The sequence below is a fragment of the Methyloversatilis thermotolerans genome, from assembly GCF_000372885.1.
In the GTDB taxonomy this organism is placed as follows: Bacteria; Pseudomonadota; Gammaproteobacteria; order Burkholderiales; family Rhodocyclaceae; genus Methyloversatilis; species Methyloversatilis thermotolerans.
Window position 1 is genome coordinate 722,567 of sequence record NZ_KB889967.1, and the last position, 19,058, is coordinate 741,624.

Annotated in this window: 16 protein-coding genes and 1 tRNA gene; 5 read left to right on the plus strand and 12 right to left on the minus strand. The window is 64.9% G+C overall.

Translation table 11 applies throughout. The features are described from left to right. Positions 1-85: 85 nt before the first annotated feature. Both mfd and A3Q7_RS0102930 read right to left on the minus strand, forming a co-directional pair. A complete protein-coding gene (mfd, locus tag A3Q7_RS0102925) occupies positions 86-3,538 on the minus strand; it encodes a transcription-repair coupling factor (protein WP_018410357.1) in 3,453 nt (1,150 codons plus the stop codon). A gap of 99 nt (positions 3,539-3,637) precedes the next feature. Further along, positions 3,638-3,991 (minus strand): nucleotide pyrophosphohydrolase, encoded by a 354-nt coding sequence (locus tag A3Q7_RS0102930; protein ID WP_018410358.1) that lies wholly within the window; start codon positions 3,989-3,991, stop codon positions 3,638-3,640. Between the two features lie 134 nt (positions 3,992-4,125). Here A3Q7_RS0102930 and A3Q7_RS0102935 point away from each other — a divergent pair, with 134 nt between their 5' ends. After that, on the plus strand, positions 4,126-6,006 hold the full coding sequence (locus A3Q7_RS0102935; protein WP_026224421.1) for a potassium transporter Kup: 1,881 nt from the start codon (positions 4,126-4,128) through the stop codon (positions 6,004-6,006). A gap of 56 nt (positions 6,007-6,062) precedes the next feature. Next, positions 6,063-6,593 carry a cytochrome b gene (locus A3Q7_RS0102940; protein WP_018410360.1) on the plus strand — a complete coding sequence of 177 codons (531 nt, stop codon included), beginning with the start codon at positions 6,063-6,065 and terminating at the stop codon, positions 6,591-6,593. A 58-nt stretch (positions 6,594-6,651) separates the two neighbouring features. Here A3Q7_RS0102940 and A3Q7_RS0102945 read toward each other — a convergent pair whose 3' ends face one another. The 4 genes from A3Q7_RS0102945 to mtnA all read right to left on the minus strand — a co-directional run bounded on the left by A3Q7_RS0102945 (position 6,652) and on the right by mtnA (position 11,932). Further along, positions 6,652-7,221, minus strand: coding sequence for a rhodanese-like domain-containing protein (locus A3Q7_RS0102945; RefSeq protein WP_018410361.1), 570 nt, complete (start codon positions 7,219-7,221; stop codon positions 6,652-6,654). 73 nt (positions 7,222-7,294) lie between these two features. Beyond that, positions 7,295-9,880 carry a response regulator gene (locus A3Q7_RS0102950; protein ID WP_018410362.1) on the minus strand — a complete coding sequence of 862 codons (2,586 nt, stop codon included), beginning with the start codon at positions 9,878-9,880 and terminating at the stop codon, positions 7,295-7,297. A 145-nt stretch (positions 9,881-10,025) separates the two neighbouring features. Next, complete coding sequence (locus A3Q7_RS0102955; RefSeq protein WP_018410363.1) at positions 10,026-10,655, minus strand: class II aldolase/adducin family protein; 630 nt, start codon at positions 10,653-10,655, stop codon at positions 10,026-10,028. A gap of 227 nt (positions 10,656-10,882) precedes the next feature. Continuing rightward, positions 10,883-11,932, minus strand: a complete 1,050-nt coding sequence (mtnA, locus tag A3Q7_RS0102960; RefSeq protein WP_018410364.1) for an S-methyl-5-thioribose-1-phosphate isomerase — start codon at positions 11,930-11,932, stop codon at positions 10,883-10,885. Between the two features lie 64 nt (positions 11,933-11,996). Here mtnA and A3Q7_RS0102965 point away from each other — a divergent pair, with 64 nt between their 5' ends. Both A3Q7_RS0102965 and A3Q7_RS0102970 read left to right on the plus strand, forming a co-directional pair. Then, the gene (locus A3Q7_RS0102965; RefSeq protein WP_018410365.1) at positions 11,997-13,154 is read left to right on the plus strand and encodes a methionine aminotransferase; all 1,158 of its coding nucleotides are present in this window, start codon (positions 11,997-11,999) and stop codon (positions 13,152-13,154) included. 17 nt (positions 13,155-13,171) lie between these two features. Further along, complete coding sequence (locus A3Q7_RS0102970; protein ID WP_026224423.1) at positions 13,172-13,384, plus strand: RNA-binding S4 domain-containing protein; 213 nt, start codon at positions 13,172-13,174, stop codon at positions 13,382-13,384. 69 nt (positions 13,385-13,453) lie between these two features. On the opposite strand, the gene hpnE is transcribed toward A3Q7_RS0102970, so the two are convergent. From hpnE to hpnC, 3 genes are read right to left on the minus strand one after another with little or no spacing between them, the layout of a single operon-like run. Further along, on the minus strand, positions 13,454-14,728 hold the full coding sequence (gene hpnE / locus A3Q7_RS0102975; protein ID WP_018410367.1) for a hydroxysqualene dehydroxylase HpnE: 1,275 nt from the start codon (positions 14,726-14,728) through the stop codon (positions 13,454-13,456). Positions 14,729-14,738: 10 nt separating this feature from the next. Further along, complete coding sequence (gene hpnD / locus A3Q7_RS0102980; RefSeq protein ID WP_018410368.1) at positions 14,739-15,572, minus strand: presqualene diphosphate synthase HpnD; 834 nt, start codon at positions 15,570-15,572, stop codon at positions 14,739-14,741. After that, on the minus strand, positions 15,569-16,402 hold the full coding sequence (hpnC, locus tag A3Q7_RS0102985; RefSeq protein WP_018410369.1) for a squalene synthase HpnC: 834 nt from the start codon (positions 16,400-16,402) through the stop codon (positions 15,569-15,571). The genes hpnD and hpnC overlap by 4 nt, the downstream gene beginning before the upstream one ends. A gap of 45 nt (positions 16,403-16,447) precedes the next feature. Between hpnC and A3Q7_RS0102990 the strand changes: the two genes are divergently transcribed. After that, a tRNA-Leu gene (locus tag A3Q7_RS0102990) sits at positions 16,448-16,532 on the plus strand. A gap of 12 nt (positions 16,533-16,544) precedes the next feature. On the opposite strand, the gene A3Q7_RS0102995 is transcribed toward A3Q7_RS0102990, so the two are convergent. From A3Q7_RS0102995 to A3Q7_RS0103005, 3 genes are all read right to left on the minus strand, one after another. Continuing rightward, positions 16,545-17,171 (minus strand): SAM-dependent methyltransferase, encoded by a 627-nt coding sequence (locus tag A3Q7_RS0102995; protein WP_018410370.1) that lies wholly within the window; start codon positions 17,169-17,171, stop codon positions 16,545-16,547. Between the two features lie 5 nt (positions 17,172-17,176). Continuing rightward, complete coding sequence (gene ribA, locus A3Q7_RS0103000) at positions 17,177-17,857, minus strand: GTP cyclohydrolase II (RefSeq protein WP_018410371.1); 681 nt, start codon at positions 17,855-17,857, stop codon at positions 17,177-17,179. Positions 17,858-18,022: 165 nt separating this feature from the next. Next, on the minus strand, positions 18,023-19,051 hold the full coding sequence (locus tag A3Q7_RS0103005) for a Fe(3+) ABC transporter substrate-binding protein (protein WP_018410372.1): 1,029 nt from the start codon (positions 19,049-19,051) through the stop codon (positions 18,023-18,025). Positions 19,052-19,058: the final 7 nt, after the last annotated feature.

Below are 19,058 nucleotides of genomic sequence, written 5' to 3' on the forward strand. Positions count from 1 at the left end.
GCATAGCCGCGAACTGCGGGCCGGACCCGTCCGGGACGGCCTCGCGCGCTGCGCTGTACCGGCCGCCGGGCCGTGACAGGGACGATCAGCCGGTGAGCTTCTTCATCAGCTCACGCACCGCGCCGACCCGGCTGTCCAGATCCGGGCTCGACCGCTTCCAGGACAGTCTGTCCTGTCCCGCGAGCTTGAAGTTCCTGTCCTTCTGCACAAGCTGGATGATGCGTATCGGTTCGATCGGGGGATTGGGCACGAAGGTCACCAGTATCTGCGTCTCGTGCGCATCGATCTTGGCGATGCCCAAGGGCTTCGCCGCCAGCCGGAGACGGTGGGTTTCCATCAGGGCGCGGGTCTGCTCCGGCATCGGGCCGAAGCGATCCACCAGCTCCTCGCGCAAGGCACCCAGTTCGTCGTCGCTCTCGCAGTTGGCCAGACGCTTGTACAGGGTGAGGCGCTCGTGCACATCGGGACAGTACTGGGTGGGCAGCAAGGCGGGCATGTGCAGATTGATTTCCGACACCACGTCGAGCGGTTGCGTGAGGTCGACACTTTCGCCCTTGTCGCCCCTCTGCAGCGTCTTGACCGCGCTCTTGAGCATTTCGGTGTACAGATTGAATCCCACCTCCTGCATTTCGCCGGACTGCGATTCGCCCAGCACTTCGCCGGCGCCGCGGATCTCCAGATCGTGCATGGCGAGGAAGAAGCCCGACCCCAGTTCCTCCATCATGGTGATCGCTTCCAGCCGGCGGCGGCCCTGTTCGGTCGGCTTGGCATGCGCATCGGTCAGCAGATAGGCGTAGGCCTGGTGATGGCTGCGGCCGACGCGACCGCGCAACTGGTGGAGCTGCGCAAGTCCGAAACGGTCGGCGCGGTTGATGATGATGGTGTTGGCATTCGGATTGTCGATGCCGGTTTCGATGATGGTCGTGCACAGCAGGACATTGTGCCTGCGCTGCGTGAATTCGCGCATCACGCGCTCCAGCTCGCGTTCCGGCAACTGGCCGTGGCCGACCACGATGCGCGCTTCCGGCAGCAGGTCGGTCAGCCGCGTTTTCATTTCCTCTATCGTGTCGACCTCGTTGTGCAGGAAATACACCTGACCGCCACGCTTGAATTCGCGCAGCACTGCCTCGCGGATCAGGCCGCGCGACCACGGGCTGACGAAGGTCTTGATCGCCAGCCGCTTCTGCGGCGCGGTGGCGATCACCGAAAAGTCGCGGATGCCTTCGAGCGACATCGCCAGCGTGCGCGGGATCGGCGTCGCGGTGAGCGTGAGTACGTCCACCTCTGCACGCAGCGCCTTCAGCGCCTCCTTCTGGCGCACGCCGAAGCGGTGTTCCTCGTCGATGATGACCAGACCCAGGCGGGCGAACTTCACGTCCTTCTGCAGCAGTCGGTGGGTGCCGATCAGCACGTCTATCTTGCCCTCGGCCGCCTCCTTCAGTGCTTGCGCCTGTTCCTTCGCGCTCTTGAATCGCGAAATTTCGGCGATGCGCGCGGGCCACTCGTGCGCCACCTGTGCGAAGCGGTCGGTGAAGGTCTGGTAGTGCTGCTCGGCCAGCAGCGTGGTCGGCGCCAGTACCGCCACCTGCTTGCCGTCGGCCACCGCGACAAAGGCGGCGCGCAGCGCCACCTCGGTCTTGCCGAAGCCGACATCGCCACAGACCAGGCGGTCCATGGGCCGGCCGGACGTCATGTCGCCGACCACCGCGTTGATCGCGTTGAGCTGGTCCGGCGTTTCCTCGAAGCCGAATCCTTCGGCAAAGGCATCCAGATCGTGCTGCCTGAAGCCGAAAGTGTGACCCTTGCGTGCAGAGCGCTGCGCGTACAGCGCCAGCAGTTCGGCCGCGGTGTCGCGCACCTGGGCAGCGGCCTTCTTCTTCGCCTTTTCCCACTGGCCTGAGCCGAGCTTGTGCAGATGCACCTGGTCGCCCGGTGCGCCGCTGTAGCGGCTGATCTGATGCAGTTGCGATACCGGTACGTAAAGTTTGTCGCCGTCGGCGTATTCCAGGTGCAGGAACTCGGTCTCGCCTTCGCCGAGATCCATGTGCATGAGCCCGAGGTAGCGCCCGATGCCGTGCTGCAGATGCACAACCGGATCGCCGATCTTCAGTTCGGTCAGGTCGCGCAGGAAGTTCTCGGCGGTCACCTTGCGCCCGTCGCGGCGACCGCGCGAGCGCGCCTGCGACGGATACAGCTCGCTTTCGGTCACCAGCGCCAGACCCTGGCCCTTTTGTGGCGTGGTCAGCACGAAGCCCTCGGCCAGGGGACCGACCGCGATGGCCAGTTGCGTATCGGAGTTCAGTGCGGTGTCGAAGCCATCGACCGCCGCGTTCCGCAGACCGTATTCGGAGAAGTAATCGGCAAGTGTTTCCCGGCGTCCCGCCGATTCCGCCACCACCAGCACGCGCTGGACGGCGACCAGTGCGCGCAGCCGGAACAGCGGGTCGTCGGACTTGCGCTCAACCGCGACATCCGGCAGCACCCCGACATCGGCCAGGTCGTCGCCGCGCCCCAGCCGCACGATGGGGCGGTTGGCCAGCGACACATGAAACTGCTCTTCCGACAGGAACAGTTCGGCCGGCGGCAGTATGGGGCGGGCACGTTCGCCCTTCATCAGGTCATGCCGGCTTTTCGTGTCACGCCAGAAATCGGCGATCGCATCGTTCACTTCGAAGTCGAGGGCGACCACCGCATGCGTCGGCAGGTAGTCGAACAGTGTGTCGGTGCGCTCGAAGAACAGCGGTATGTAGTACTCGATGCCAGCGCTGGGTACGCCGTTCGATACGTCCTTGTAGATGGTGGATCTCGATGGGTCGCCTTCGAAAGCTTCACGGAAGCGCGAGCGGAAGGCCGCACGGGCCTTGTCGTCCATCGGGAATTCGCGCGCGGGCAGCAGGCGTATTTCCTGGGTCGGGAACACGGTGCGCTGGGTATCGACATCGAAGGTACGGATGCTCTCGACCTCATCGTCGAACAGATCGATGCGGTAGGGCAGGGCCGAGCCGGTCGGGTAGAGGTCAACCAGACCGCCCCGCACGCTGTACTCACCGGGCGCCACGACCTGGGTGACCGCGCTGTAGCCGGCGACGGCGAGCTGCAGGCGCAGGCTCTCGACGTCCAGCCTGGACCCCTGTTTCACGAAAAAGGTGTGGGCCGCGAGATACTCGCGCGGCGCGAGCCGGTACAGCGCCGTCGATGCCGGCACCACCAGGACGTCGAGCTCGCCGCGCATCAGCGCATACAGCGTTTCCAGCCGTTCCGACACCAGGTCGGCATGCGGCGAAAACTGGTCATAGGGCAGGGTTTCCCAGTCCGGCAACTGGAAGGTGCGCAAGTCCGGCGCGAACCAGCGCAGTTCGTCGAGCAGGCGCTGTGCCTCCATCGGGCGGGCGGCAACGACCACCAGCGGGGCATCCAGCTCGCGTGCGAGTTCGCACAGCGCGAGTGCGCGGGCGCCGCCGGGCAGTGCGGGCCAGTCGGTGCGGCCACCTGCGCGAGGGCGGGGAAGGCGGGACAGCAGGGAGGGTGATGAAGTCATGAGCGGGCAGAGCATTGGGGCGCCGGAGAGGACCGGACGCCACCGGTGACGGCGGAGGCGTGGATTATCCCGGAAACCGACCGTTCGCCGTGACCGGTGTCATTCGTACTCGTCGTACTTGCGCGCATCGCCGCGTACGCGGTCGGCCGGATACTTCTGCCGGTTGATGGCCATCTTGTTCGCGATCGCGCCGGGCAGATCGATATCCAGCACGTCGGCCAGCCGCACGAGGTACACCAGAACATCGGCCAGTTCATGGGCCACCGCCTGCCGTTTGTCCTCGCTCAGCTCGCGACCGGTGGGCAGCCACTGGAAATGCTCCATGACTTCGGCTGCCTCGATGCTCATGGCCATGGCCAGATTCTTGGGTGTGTGGAACTGTGCCCAGTCGCGCTCATCGACGAAGGCGCGCACCAGGGCGCGCAGGGCAAGCAGATCGGAAGTATCGGTCATGGTGTCGATGGCTGGTGATGCCAGCCCGGTAAAACATCGATAAACATCAACGCGATGTGAGGTCAAGACTTGATCTTGAACATGTTGCGGCGCAGTATCTGACGCCCTTTGCCTCGCATTCCGCAGTCCGGATGATGACCCAGGCGCATCACGAATCAAAATCAATGGGGCCGCTCATCGTCGCGGCCCTGGGCGTCGTGTTCGGTGACATCGGCACCAGCCCGCTGTATGCATTCAAGGAGGCATTCTCCGGCGCGCATGGGCTGCCGCTTTCCGAGGCCAATGTACTGGCCACGCTGTCGGCGCTGTTCTGGGCCGTGACCCTGCTCATTTCGTTCAAGTACGTATTCATCGTGCTGCGTTTCGACAACGAGGGCGAAGGCGGTTCGCTGGCACTGGCATCGCTCGCCCAGCGCTCGGCACGGACCGGGGTACGTCGCCGCATCGCGGCCGTGACAGCCGCTGGCGTGTTCGCTGCGGCCCTGTTCTACGGCGACGCGGTGATCACGCCGGCGATTTCCGTACTGGCCGCGGTCGAGGGTGTGGCCGTCGTGGCGCCCACCCTGGAACACTGGGTCGAGCCGATCACCATATTCATACTCGTCGTCCTGTTCTGTGCCCAGCGCAAGGGCACCGGCGTGGTGGGGCGTTTTTTCGGGCCGGTCACCATCGTCTGGTTCGCAACCCTGGCCATGCTCGGGCTCAACAGCATCGTGCAGACTCCCGAGGTGCTTGCGGCACTGAATCCTGTGCATGCGGCGCGCTTTGCGGCCGAGAAGCCGGCAGAGGCGTTCTTCCTGCTGGGTGCGGTGTTTCTCGCGCTGACGGGCGGGGAAGCCATGTATGCCGACATGGGCCATTTCGGAGCGCGCCCGGTGCGTCTGGCCTGGTACTTCATCGTCTGTCCCGCGCTGCTCATCAATTACTTCGGCCAGGGTGCCCTGGTCCTGCGCTCGGTGGAGGCGGTCGAGAACCCGTTCTTCATGCTGGCGCCGGAAGAGTGGCGCATTGGCCTGGTCGCGCTCGCTACCATGGCCACCGTGATCGCGTCGCAGGCCACCATTTCCGGCGCCTTCTCGATCACGGCGCAGGCCACGCGCCTGGGTTATCTGCCGCGGCTGCGCCAGCTCCACACCTCGGACACCGAGCGCGGTCAGGTCTATATTCCCGCCGTGAACTGGCTCATGCTGATCGCGGTTGTCGTGCTGGTACTTGAATTCGACAGTTCGAGCGAACTGGCTGCCGCCTACGGCATCGCGGTGTCCGGCGACATGATCATCACCACGCTGCTCATGCTGTTCATCACCAGCATGTCCACGCGCCGCCTCAAGGGCTTGCTGTTCGCGGTACTGGTGGTGTTCCTGCTGATCGAAATGCTGTTCTTCGCGTCCAACCTCACCAAGTTCATGGCGGGCGGCTGGCTGCCCACCTTGCTTGGCGCGGCGCTGTTTACCCTGCTCACCACCTGGAAGCGCGGCTCCAGCCTGATCAGCAGGGAACGCAGACGCATCAACATTCCGATGTCCGATTTCATCAGTGCTCCGCTGCTCGATGTGCCGCGCGTGGCGGGCACCGCCATCTACCTCACGTCCGACACCGACACGGTGCCCAGCGCCTTGTTCCACAACCTCAAGCACTTCAAGGTGATGCACGAGCGCATCCTTTTCCTGCACGTGACGATCGAGGACGTGCCGCGCGTACCGGATATCGACCGGGCGGAAATGCATACCTTGTGCAGCGATACCTATGCGGTGGAAATCCGCTACGGCTTTCGCGAGGAACCTGACATCCCGGCTGCGCTCGAACAGCTCAAGGCGCGCGGCCTGGAACTCGAATCGATGAGCACCACCTATTTCGTCGCGCGGGCGACCGTGGTCGAGGGTGAGGGCGACGACCTGCATTCCTGGCGGCGAGCACTGTTCGCGTGGATGATGCGGCAATCGGAAGGCCCGGCGAACTATTTCCATCTGCCGCCCAATCAGGTGGTCGAACTGGGCACACAGATCAGCATTTGAAATCACCGCGCCCGGCATGCGAGCGCCGGGCCGTTCCACCGATCCGGAAACCTGTCATGCACTACACAAAGACCGCGATATCGCTGCACTGGCTTGTTGCGCTGATGCTGTTCGGCATGTTCGCCTTCGGCCTCTACATGGTCGAGCTGCCTCTTTCACCGCAGAAGCTGAAGTATTACTCCTACCACAAGTGGGCGGGCGTTACGGTGTTCCTGCTTGTGCTGGTGCGCCTGGCATGGCGCATCGCCCATCGACCGCCCGAACTGCCTGCAGGCATGAACCCGTTGCAGATCAGGCTGGCCAAGGGCGGCCATCATCTGCTCTACCTGCTCATGGTGCTGGCGCCGCTGTCCGGTTGGCTCATGAGTTCGGCCAAGGGATTCCAGACCGTGTGGTTCGGTGTATTGCCGCTGCCCGATCTGCTGCCCAAGGACGAGGCGCTGGGTGAGGCACTGCTGTGGGTGCATCGGGTGCTGAACTGGTTCTTCATGCTGGTGGTCGCCGGGCATGTCATCGCCGCGCTGAAGCACCAGTTCGTGGATCGCGATGGACTGATGTCCCGCATGTTGCCGTTCCGCGGCGACTGACCGCGGTTGCGGCGGAGCGCATGCCGCATCGGGCGCACTGCGGCTCTGTCGGAGCGCTTCAGCGGGCGTCCGCCGGCGTCCACGCCTGATCCGCTTCGAGGCGGTAGGTCCAGGGCAGGCCGGCATTCTTCCAGCCGTTCAGGTTGCGCCGGCCATTGGCCAGATCGCCTTCGAAGCCATCCACCACATTCCATACGCGCGTGAATCCGGCGGCCGCCAGCACGTTCACCGCCTGTGTGGTGCGATCGCCGGAACGGCAGATGAGCACGATGTCCGCGTCGCGATCCAGTCCCCTCGCCTTGAGTCGGGCTTCTATCGCACGCAGGAAATCCGGGTTGCGGTGCAGTGTGTAACTGCGCTTCTTGCTGTCGAAGTGATCGAAATCGATCAGCAGGAAGGGAATGTTGGCATCCAGACCCTCGGGGATGCCCACATAGCTCACTTCGGCTTGCGTGCGTACGTCGATGAACAGGACGCGACTGCGGTTGGCGCTGACCATCGCATGCGCTTCGGATGCCGTCAGATAGCGCTCAAGCACAGTCCGCCTTTCCTTCGCCACATCCTCGGGGGCAGCGGCGTGTGCGAGCGGAACGGCAAGGGCAACAAGTGCGATCAGGATTCGACGCATGGCTGGAGGCTCCTGCATGTGTGGGCGCATCCGGCGGGCGCGACGGCTGGATGCAAAAGGCGCGGATGCCGCCTCAGGCGACGCTCAGGCGCGGCTTGTTGCGCAGTCGACTGTGCAATGGCCGGTCGAGTTCAGCGAGCCGGGCGGACAGTTCGTCCATCAGTGCGTCGCGCGACACCGACTTGGCGACGAAGCAGCTTGCGCCAGCGTCCACCGCCGCGCGCTGCCAGGCCGGATCGTCGATGCCCGACAGCAGCACGATCACCAGCTGTTCCGGGCCGTAATGTTCGCGCAGCGCCTTGCAGGTGGCGATGCCATCCATGCCCTGCATCAGGCCATCCAGCAGCAGCACGTGGGGGCACTGCTGGCCGACCAGCACCAGCGCCTCTTCGCCGCTTTCCGCTTCGCGGATGCTGAGGGCTCCCGCCTGTTCAAGTGCCCGGCGCATCAGGAAGCGTTCCGCCTCGTCATCATCGACGATGAGGATGTCCAGCGCGTCGGGCAGGGCGCCCTGGGCGAATTCGCCTTCGCCACTGCATTCGATCACGCGCCGTGCCGATTCGAGCTGCATGCGGCTGGCAATCGGCACCAGGGTGGTCAGCAGCGCCCAGTCCTTCTCGACCGCAGCCGCTTCGACGCGGCGCATGGTGTCATGCAGGTCGAAGGCCTGCGCGTGCACCGCCAGCGACTTCATGGTGTGGGCGGCGCGTCGCAGCGTGATGTCATCATGTTCGCGCAACGCCTCCTGCATGGCCAGGACGTTGCGCTGGGATTCCTTCTCGTACAGCGCGGCAAAGCGGGCGCGGTCGGCCTGGCCGATGTTCTCGACGCTGATCGACTGCGTGCCCGATACCGCTGAATCGGGCAACCATTTGCGTACCACCGCGTACAGATCGTCTTCGCGGAAGGGCTTGGCGAGATAGTCGTCCATGCCGGCGGCGATGCAGTTCTCGCGGTCGCCGTCGTTCGCTCCGGCGGTCAGGGCGATGACCGGTGTTGCGGGCAGGCCGACCAGACGTTCGCGGTCGCGTATGCGCTCGCATGCCTCGAAGCCGTCCATGCCCGGCATCTGGCAATCCATCAGCACCAGGTCGAAGCGCGCGTGCTCCAGTTCCTGCAGCGCCTGGCGGCCATCGCGTGCAGCGGTGACGCGCAGGCCGAATGCCTCAAGCATGTGGATGGCCACCTCGGCGTTGACCGCGCTGTCCTCGACCAGTAAAACGGTCCCGTTCAACCTTGGCAGCGTGGGCATGGACAGCGAATGGGCGTTTTCGTCCAGCGCGGTGGCGACTACCTTGCCCGGCAGCGTGAGGGTGAATGTGGAGCCGATGCCAGCCGCGCTGCGCAGCGTGATCGACCCGCCGAGCATTTCCGCGAGCTGTCGGGATATCGCCAGGCCGAGGCCGGTTCCGCCGAAGCGGCGCGACGCGGTGTTGTCCGCCTGGGCGAAGGCGTCGAACACGCGTCCCTGATCGGCATCCGCAATGCCTATGCCGGTGTCGCGTACCGACATGACGAGGCGAACCGAACCGCTGTTCGGCCGATCCGGCAGAAGCGCGCCGGTTTCGGACGAGTGAGCGCGCAGCGTGATGAACACGCCTCCGTGATCCGTGAACTTGATTGCGTTGCCGATCAGGTTGACCGCGATCTGACGCAAACGACCCGCATCGCCTTCAATGCGCCCCGGAACGGCATCGTCGATATCCAGTGCCAGCGTAAGGCTCTTCTCGCGCGCCTGTGGCCCCAGCAGCTCGGTCACTTCGCGCAGTGTGCGTCGCGGATCGAACTCGCTGCGCACGAGATCGAAGCGTCCTGCTTCGATCTTCGACAGGTCCAGGATGTCGTTCAGCAGGTCGAGCAGGTTCTCGCCCGAGCGATAGAGCGTTTCGAGATAGCGGCGCTGATCCGCGTTCAGTTCGCTGCGCAGCAGCAGTTGCGCCATTCCCAGTACGCCATTCATCGGCGTGCGGATTTCGTGGCTCATATTGGCCAGGAACTGGCTCTTGGCCTGGTTCGCCTGTTCGGCGGCCTCCTTGGCTTCTTCATTTTCCTGCGCCACCTTGGCGTGATGCAGGCGCAACCGGATGAATTCCGCCGTGTTGCGCTGGAAGCGCCGCGCATTGACGACGGCGATCATCAGGAACAGCAGCAGGAAGCCCCCCAGCACCTCGCGTTCGGGTTCCGGCGCGGTCAGGTACAGAAAGGCGGTGGGCAGCAGCGTCGGAAACGACATGGCCACATAGGCCTTCCACATGCCGGTCAGCGAGAACAGGCCGACGGCCGATACCGCGACCAGGGTGAGCGGAATGACCATTTCGTAGGGGTGCCCGGGCGGAGGCATCAGCACCACGCCGAGCGAACCCCACGCTACGCCCGCGGCGAACACGCCGAGGATGAACAGCCACTTCCAGATGAGGGTTTCGTTGATGCCCGGCGCGACATGACGCCAGGCCAGGATGAGGCCGTAGCGTCCGGCATTGACCACCACCATGACGCCCAGCCACAGCGTCAGTGCGCGCACGTCGACGATGGCGTGCAGCACGCCCCAGATCAGTCCGGCCAGCACGACGGCCATCAACAGCGTGAAGGGCGTCAGTCGATAGGCAATCGACACCAGTTCGGCTTCGACCTGGCGTTCCGAACTGTCGTCGCGCGGCATGCTGCCTTCTGTCAGCGTCGAGTGGGGCATGACGGGGCGGATGTGCGGTGCGTGGCGGCCACGTTGTGCCGGGAAAGTGAATTGCTCCTGTTCACGGCCATCAGACCTGATTCTTGAGCGGGGATACCGTGATCCAGGACCGTATTCATTGTCCGTAGCTCCCGAATTTCGCGATCACGCGACTCATTTCCTCTTCGCCGATCAGGCGCGGCGTTCCCACCTGAAGTGCGCGCCAGTACTGTTCGCAGAGGGTTTCGAATTCGAGCGCCAGGGTCAGCGCGTGGCTCAGGGTGTCGCCATGGACCAGCATGCCGTGATTGGCCATCAGGCAGGCGCGACGTCCGTCCAGTGCTTCCAGCACCGCATCGGACAGGGCCTGCTCGCCGAAGGTGGCATAGCGCGCACAGCGCACGCTGGCGCCGCCGAAGCGGGCGATCATGTAATGGAAGGGCGGAATGTCGTCACCGATGCAGGCCAGTGCGGTGGAGAAGGGCGCATGGGTATGAACGATGGCGCCCGCGTCCGGGCAGGCGCGGTAGATGTCGCGGTGTATGCGCCATTCGGACGAAGGCTTCAGGCGTCCCTGCCATCCACCTGCCAGATCCATGGTCACCACGTCCTCCGGCGCCAGCAAATCCGGAGCGACACCGCTCGGTGTGATGAGGAAAACGGCGCCGCAGCGCGCACTGACGTTGCCAGCGGCACTCCGGTTGAGTCCCCATGTTTCCAATCGGCGTGATGCATCGCGCACCATTTCGCCGCTGACCTCGGTCATCAGGGTGTGCCCCTGTATTGTTGAGTGTCGCTGATTATCCTGACGTAACGAGGGATTTCAAGCGTGTCTCGATGAAATGTTGACGAATCTTAAGGGCAAGCTCGCCATCGATGCCCGAAAAACGTTGTCCAGACTGGATTTCGTTAACCTCGAAACTTTCTTAAGTTCTGTGGATGGTTTTGCATTTGCGCTCATGGTCCGTCATTCGACAGCGGCAGGTGACCGCGTCAGGCGCCGCTTCGGTCGGTCACCGGCGTTTCGCCCGCGCGGCAACGGACGACGCCGGTTTCCGTGATCAGCGCATCGATCAGGTGGGCGGGCGTGATATCGAAGGCCGGGTTGTGCACGTCATGCTCCGGTTGCAACTGGCGGACCATGCCGTCCATGCCTCTCAGGATGCACAGTTCCTCGTCGGCACGCAGTTCGATCGGAATCGAGCCGCCGTTCGCGCAGGCCAGATCAATGGTGGACCAGGGGGCGGCAACCCAGAACGGAATCTGGCTTTCGCGCGCGGCCAGCGCCTTGAGGTAGCTGCCCACCTTGTTCGCTGTGTCGCCATTCGCCGCGATGCGGTCGGCACCGATCACCACCGCATCAACGCGGCCCTGCTGCATCAGCAGCCCGGCCGCATTGTCCGCGATCAGCGTGTGCGCGATGCCGGCTTCAGCCAGTTCCCAGGCGGTGAGCAGGCCCTGGTTGCGCGGGCGCGTTTCCGATACCCAGACGTGGACATCCATGCCGGCCTGATGCGCCAGATAGATGCCTGCCAGCGCTGTGCCCCAGCCGGTGGTGGCCAGCCAGCCGGCGTTGCAGTGGGTCATCAGGTCGACGCGCCTGCCGGCCTGTGCCAGCGTGCGGATCAGCGCCAGCGTGTGCCGGCCGATCGCGAGGTTGGCGGCGCGGTCTTCGTCGCACAGCGCCATCGCTTCACGCCAGGCCGCTTCCCCGCGGGCGGCTTCCGGCAGCGGCAGCACACGGCGCGCCACCCGGGCGAGCGCCCACGACAGATTGACCGCCGTGGGACGGGTGGCCGCGAGCATGTCCCGCGCGGCGGCGAGCGCGTCATCGTTGGCCGCTTCACGCAGCGCCAGGGCAAGGCCGAATGCGCCGACTGCGCCGATCAGCGGTGCGCCGCGCACCTGCATGCTGGCGATGGCGTGAGCGGCCTGGCGCGCTGTTTCTATCTTCACTTCCCGTCGCTCGAAAGGCAGCGCGGTCTGATCGAGGATGTGGAGCACATCGTGCTCCACGCGCAGAGGGCTGGGCGTGTCGTGCATCGGGTTCGGTCCTGGCGTCGGGCGCTGAAGCATAATCCGCGCTGATCACTTCCTGCTGCCCGACATGCACGACTATCCAGGCATTGTCCGCTCACGTCTGCCCGACGTGGGCACCACGATATTCACCGTCATTTCGCGCGAAGCCGCGGAGTGCGGAGCGCTGAACCTTGCGCAGGGCTTTCCCGACTTCACCGCTGAGCCCGCGCTGTTCGATGCGGTGACCCAACACATGCACGCCGGTCGCAACCAGTATTCGCCGATGACCGGCCAGCCGGCTTTGCGCCAGGCCATCGCCGACAAGATGAGCGCGGTCTACGCGGCGCGCTATGACGCCGACGCGGAAATCACGGTCACCGCCGGTGCGACGCAGGCGGTGTATACGGCGATCACCGCACTGGCCGGACCGGGCGACGAGGTGATCATTTTCGAGCCGGCCTTCGACAGCTACCTTCCGGGCATACGGCTGGCCGGCGCGACGCCGGTTTTCGTCCGCCTGCAGGCGCCACATTTCCGGCCCGACTGGGAGGCGGTCGAACGTGCGATCACGCCGCGCACGCGACTCATCATTACCAATACGCCACACAATCCGACAGGTTCGACCTGGACGCTGGACGATCAGCGACAACTCGCCGCCCTGTGCGAGCGGCATGACATCCTGGTCATTTCGGATGAAGTGTATGAGCACATCGTTTTCGATGGCGCGGCGCACGCCAGTGCCTGCCGGCTGCCCGAACTGGCGCGCCGTACGCTGGTCGTGTCGAGTTTCGGAAAGACGTTCCATGTCACCGGCTGGAAGGTGGGCTTCGTCTGCGCACCGGCTGCGCTCAGTGTGGAATTCCGCCGCGTGCATCAGTTCAACGTGTTCGCGGTGAACACGCCCTGCCAGCTCGGCCTCGCCGACTACATGCAGCACGCTGCGCGCTATCTGCAACTGGGTGCGTTCTACCAGAAGAAGCGCGACGCCTTCCGCGCTGCGCTGCAGGGATCGGCGTTCGAACTGCTGGCGTGCTCCGGCACCTATTTCCAGCTCGCGCGGCACGAGGCGATCGCGCGCGAGGGCGACCAGGCCTTTGTGCGCAGATTGATGCGCGAGGCCGGCGTGGCATCCATTCCCGTGTCGGCTTTCTATCACGATGCGCACGATCCCGGGCTGGTGCGCTTCTGCTTTGCCAAGAGCGATGCCTTGCTTGAACAGGCGTGCGAACGGCTGCGTCGTTTCTGACTGGAATGGATCAACAGATGGATGACATCGATTTCGAACTGCGCGGCGAATTCATCGCCCTGTGCGACCTGCTCAAGCTGGTCGGCCTGGCGGGTAGCGGTGGTGAGGGCAAGGCGCGGGTGGATGCCGGCGGCGTCTACGTGGACGGCCAGCCGGAATCGCGCCGTACCGCCAAGATACGCGCGCACCAGGTGGTCGAATGCGACGGCGTGCGGATCACCGTCCGCTGATTCGCCGAGGCAGGCAGCGCGATTCCGGACGCTGCGGCGATCCCGCTTCGGCCGGCGGGCCCGGGCGGTTTACGCGTTGCTCTCCTGGTGCGCGATCCGGTGTGCGGCGGCAATGCCGCTGCGCACGGCCGATTCCAGCGTGGCCGGGTAGTCCGGAACCATGTAATCGCCAGCGACCGCGATCCGGCGGTCGGCAGGTTGCTCGATGAGCGGACGATGCGGTACGCAGCGAAAGCTCGCGCGACGTTCGCTCAGACTGCGCACCCACAGCGGTTCTCCCAGTTCCGGCCAGCGCCGCTTCATCGCCTGCAGCACCTCGCGTTCCGTCGTGTTCCGTTGCCGCGTGTCGGCGGACACGACGGCGGCCAGCAAACCGGGCGGTCCGCCCAGCGCACCGCGGTCGAATACCCAGTGCGGCAGGCCGTCGACGAAACCGGTCATGGGATCCGGCAGCGTGCAGGATGCATCGAACGCCGCATAGACAGTGGTGATCGCTTCGTACTCGAGCGCGTCGATCGCCGATGCCGTGTGCGAGCAGCCGGCCAGGCCAAGCATCAATCCGGCCGCATGCTGCGGAGCGGTGGCGATGACCAGATTGTCGACGCGGTGCCCGGTTTCGCCGACGTCGAGATCGAAACCCGTGCCGGATGACCGTATGTGCCGCACGCGGCTGCCACGCATCACGTCGACACCGCGAGCGGTGAGCCAGGCGACTGCCGGTTCGGGGAACAGGGCGCCGAGGTCCACGCGCGGCAGCAGCAGGTCTGCGGCGCCGCCGCCGGCAAGCAGGCTGTCTGCCAGCACACGTGCGAACACGCGTGCGCTGGCCTGATCCGGTGCCGTATTCAGCGCCGCCACGCACAGCGGGTCCCACAGGTGGCGCACAAGGTTGTCGCGCTGTCCGGTGCGTGCGAGCAGCGCGGAGACCGTTTCATCCTCGATGTCCGGTCGCCCGATTGCCCAGAGCAGGCGCAGCAGGCACGACACATCACGCCAGTGCAGGCCGCGCGCAGTGAGCAGCGCAAGCGCTCGAGCAAGCGATGAACCGCCGCGCGCGCGCAGCGCAAAACCGTCGTCGAAGCTGAGGGTGAGCGGCAGCCGGTGCAGGCATCTGTCCGGATCCGCACCCACCGTGTGCATCATGTCCAGAGTGGCCGTGTAGGCGCCGATCAGGATGTGCTGGCCGTTGTCGAGCACGAGCCCGTCGAGGCTCACTCCGCGCGCGCGGCCGCCAGGGTGGGCGGCCGCTTCGAAGACGACAGGCGCCAGTCCCCGCCGCACGCATTCGACCGCGCAGGCCAGACCTGCCCATCCGCCACCGATGATGCCGACCGTGGGCTTCACGTCGCCTCGTTCAGTTGCGCAGCCAGGTTTTCCACGCCAGCCACAGCTTGCGCAGCGGTGTGAGCGCGATGCGGCGGTCCAGCACGCGGCAGCCGTCGCGTTCTATCTCGTCGAGCAGGGTGCGATAGATGGCCGCCATCACCAGACCGGGCCGCTGCGCCGCGCGGTCCTGCGCCGGCAGTGCCGCCATGGCCTGTTCGTAGTACTGGCGGGCGCGGGCGATCTGGAACTCCATCAACTGGCGGAATTCGTCGCTGTAGCGCGCCTGCAGGATGTCGGCGGCGCGCACGTTGAAGCGCTGCAGGTCCTCGACCGGCAGGTAGATGCGACCGCGGCGCGCATCTTCGCCGACGTCGCGGATGATGTTGGTGAGCTGGAAGGCGATGCCCAGATCATGGGCATACTTCTGCGTGTCGCGATGCGTTTCGCCGAAGATGCGCGCCGCCAGCAGTCCGACCACCGACGCCACGCGATAGCAGTAGAGCTGCAGTCCTTTGAAGTCCAGGTAGCGCGACTGGTCCAGATCCATTTCCATGCCGTCGATGATTTCGAGCAGTTGTTCGCGCGGCAGCGCGTAATCGCGGATGGCGGGCAGCAGCGCCACACAGACCGGGTGTTCCGGCGTGCCATCGAAGCAGGCGTCGATCTGCATGCGCCACCAGGCGAGCTGGGCACGCGCGATGCTGCCATCCTCGGTCTCGTCGACCACGTCGTCCACCTCGCGGCAGAAGGCGTACAGCGCGGTGATCGCGCGACGGCGCGGCGGTGGCAGGAACAGGAAGCTGTAGTAGAAGGACGAGCCGCTCCGCGCGGCCTTGTCCTGGCAGTATTCGTCCGGGGTCATCGGTAGGAGAGGGCCTTCCAGGCAATCAGGGGCCAATCGGAGCGGCCCAGTTGCGGGCGGTGGCGGAATACATCGTAATCGACTTGTTCGATACGTTGCAGAATGCGCAGTCCGCCCTGCACGATCAGCCGCAGTTCCCAGCCGATGCGGCCGGGCAGGCGGCGTGCCAGCGGCATGCCCGAGCGCATGAGCTGGCGCGCGTCATCGACAAGGTCCTTCATCATGGCGCGGAAGCGTTCGTCGCAGTGGGCTGCGCGCAACTGTTCTTCGCTCACGCCATGGCGCGCCATCACGTCAAGCGGCACATAGATGCGACCGGGCGGATCGCAGTGCGGATTCTTGCGCAGATCGATGGCAATGTCCTGCCAGTGGTTGATGAGCTGGAGTGCGCTGCAGATGGCGTCGGATTCACGCAGGCTGGACGCATCGTCCACACCGTACAGGCACAGCAGCAGACGGCCTATCGGGTCGGCCGAGCGGCGGCAGTAGTCGCGCAGCTCGGCGTCGTTCGCATAGCGTGTTTTCACCACGTCCTGCGCGAAGGCATCCAGCAGGTCGTGGAACAACTTGAGTGGCAATGACCACGTGCGGATCGCGCGCGCCAGGCGTGTATGAATCGCGTCGTCCGGCTCGCCACCTTCGGCGATGACCCACAGTTGCCCGCGACACTGCTCGAGCGCCCTCAGCCGCTGTTCCGGCGGGCTGTCGCCTTCGTCCGCGATGTCGTCGGCGTTGCGCGCGAAACCGTAGATGGCCACCACCGGCTCACGCAGTGCGGGCGGCATCAGCAATGACGCGACGGGGAAGTTTTCGTAGTGTTCGACCGGCATGGGCCGCCGAGTATACCGGGCCGCCATGTACAATCGTCGCCGCGTGCCCAGGTGGCGAAATTGGTAGACGCACTGGATTTAGGTTCCAGCGCCGCAAGGTGTGGAGGTTCGAGTCCTCTCCTGGGCACCAGCCTGCGCCTGTTCAGCCAGGCTTTCTCGCCACCATCCCCGCCAGTGCAGACAGCCCGCGATGCGCGGAGCCTTCCGCGAGTACCTCTTCGTATTCGTCCAGCACTTCGATGTCGAAATCGTCGAAGGCGGAACGCAGCAGTGAGAGGGTGTAGAGATTGTCGACCGCGGAGGGCCCTCCGGTGCGATATTCGAGCTGCTTCGGTGTATAGCCCTGAAGCACGATGCGGCCGCCGGGGCGCAGCGTCCGCTTCAGGTTGTCGAAAAGCCGGGCGCGTTCGTCCGGTGCCGCGAACTGGATGAAGATGGCGACCACCAGGTCGAAGGTGTCTTCAGGATAGATCCAGCAGAGCGCATCGGCGAGCACGAAATCCACGGCCACACCGCGTTGCGCTGCCAGCGTCTCGGCCTTCTCGATGGCCACTGTAGACAGGTCGATGGCGGTCACGTCCAGCCCCTGCTGCGCCAGCCAGACCGCGTTGCGCCCTTCACCGTCAGCGACGCTCAACGCGCGTTGGCCAGGCCGGATCAGAGCGGCCTGCGATGTCAGGAAGCGGTTCGGCTCGGTGCCGAACAGATAGTCCTTGCCAACGGCGCGATAGCGGTCGGACCAGAAATCCTGCGCGTCGACGTGGCTCATGGCGACTACTTCATGTGGCCCATGCGCTGGGCCTTGGTCGCCAGGTAGCGATGGTTCATCGGATTGGCGCCGACATGCAGCGGAATGCGTTCCACCACCTCGACACCTTCGGCTTCGAGCGCACGCACTTTCAGCGGATTGTTGGTGAGCAGACGCGCCTGGCGTATGCCCAGACTGCGCACGATGTGGGACGCGAAGCGATAGTCACGCGCGTCGTCGGCGAAGCCCAGCATGAGGTTGGCGTCCACGGTGTCGGCGCCTTCGTCCTGCAGCGCATAGGCGCGGATCTTGTTGATCAGGCCGATGCCGCGACCTTCCTGTCGCAGATAGACCAGCACGCCGCGTTTCTCGGCCGCGATCGCCCGCAACGATGCCTCCAGTTGCGGGCCGCAGTCGCAGCGCAGGCTGAACAGCGTGTCGCCGGTGAGGCATTCCGAATGCAGGCGCAGCATGACCGGCGATCGGTCATCGATGTCGCCCAGGGTGAGCGCAACATGTTCCAGCCCGGTATCCGGATCGCGGAAGCCGTGCAGCGTGAAGTCGGCCCAGCGGGTGGGGAGATGGCAATGGACCTCCGATGGACCACCGGCGCCGGCGGTGACTGCGTCGGATACGTGCCGGCTCGGATCGGCGTCGGGAAGGTGGCCGATGACCCGGTATTTCTTTTCAGTGGATGAGCTGCTCATTGCTGCGCGGGCTGGGCCCGGAATCTGCGGGCGGGTCGGAAGCCATAAGTATGGCTCATGTCGCGACCTTCAAGCACGACATGCCACTTTCGGGGTAGCCGGAAGCGAGAAGCCCTGATGGCGGGCGCCATCAGGGCTTCTCGTCGCTATGGGCGTTGTCCTGTATCAGCGATAGCCCGCGCGATCGAACACCTTCTGCGCCTGCGGCGTGGTCCTGGCCAGTTCACCCACGTTCAGTGTGTCCGACTTGAAATCGCCGAGCGATTTCAGCTCCGGATTGGATACCACGGCCGACGGCACCACCGGCCATTCATTGTTGCCATTGGCGAAATAGGTCTGCGCCTCGTCGGAAGCCAGGTATTCCAGGAACCTGACCGCGGCGTCCTTGTTGGGCGCGTTCTTCAACATCCCGCCCCCCGATACATTGATGTGGGTGCCGAAACTCGACTGGTTCGGCCATACCACCGCGATCTTTTCCATCACCGCGCGTTCCTCGGGCTTGGATGAACGCATCAGGCGGACGAGATAGTAGGTGTTGGATACCGCGACATCGCATTCGCCGGCGGCGACCGCCTTGATCTGGTCGGTATCGCCGCCCTTTGGATCACGCGCGAAGTTGGCGACCACACCGCGCGCCCATTCTTCGGTCCGCGCCTCACCCAGATGCTGGATCAGCGCAGCACCGAGCGAAACGTTGTAAGGATGCGCGCCGGAGCGGGAACACAGCTTGCCCTTCAACGCGGGCTTGGCCAAGTCCTCGTAATTGGCGACATCGGCAGCCTTGAGTTTCTGCTTGTTGTAGACAATGACGCGCGCGCGTGTCGAGAAGGCGAACCAGTGCGCCTGCGGGTCACGCAGATGGGCGGGTATGCGCTGCTCCAGCAGCGCCGACTTCACCGGCGCGAACAGCCCCAGGGCATCGGCCTGTTCCAGGCGCGAGGCATCGACCGTGAGGAATACGTCGGCCGGGCTGTTGCTGCCCTCGTTGCGGAGGCGTTCCAGCAGCTCGTCTTCCTTGCCTTCGATGCGATTGATCTTGATGCCGGTCTGCTTCGTGAAGTTGCTGTAGAGCGCTTCGTCGGTCTGGTAGTGACGAGCAGAGTAGAGGTTGAGCACCTTTTCCTGCGCGGTGGCAGGGGCGACTGCCAGCACGGTCAGGATCAGGGTGGCCTGGCGTATCGAAAGGGAAGCCATTTTTCTT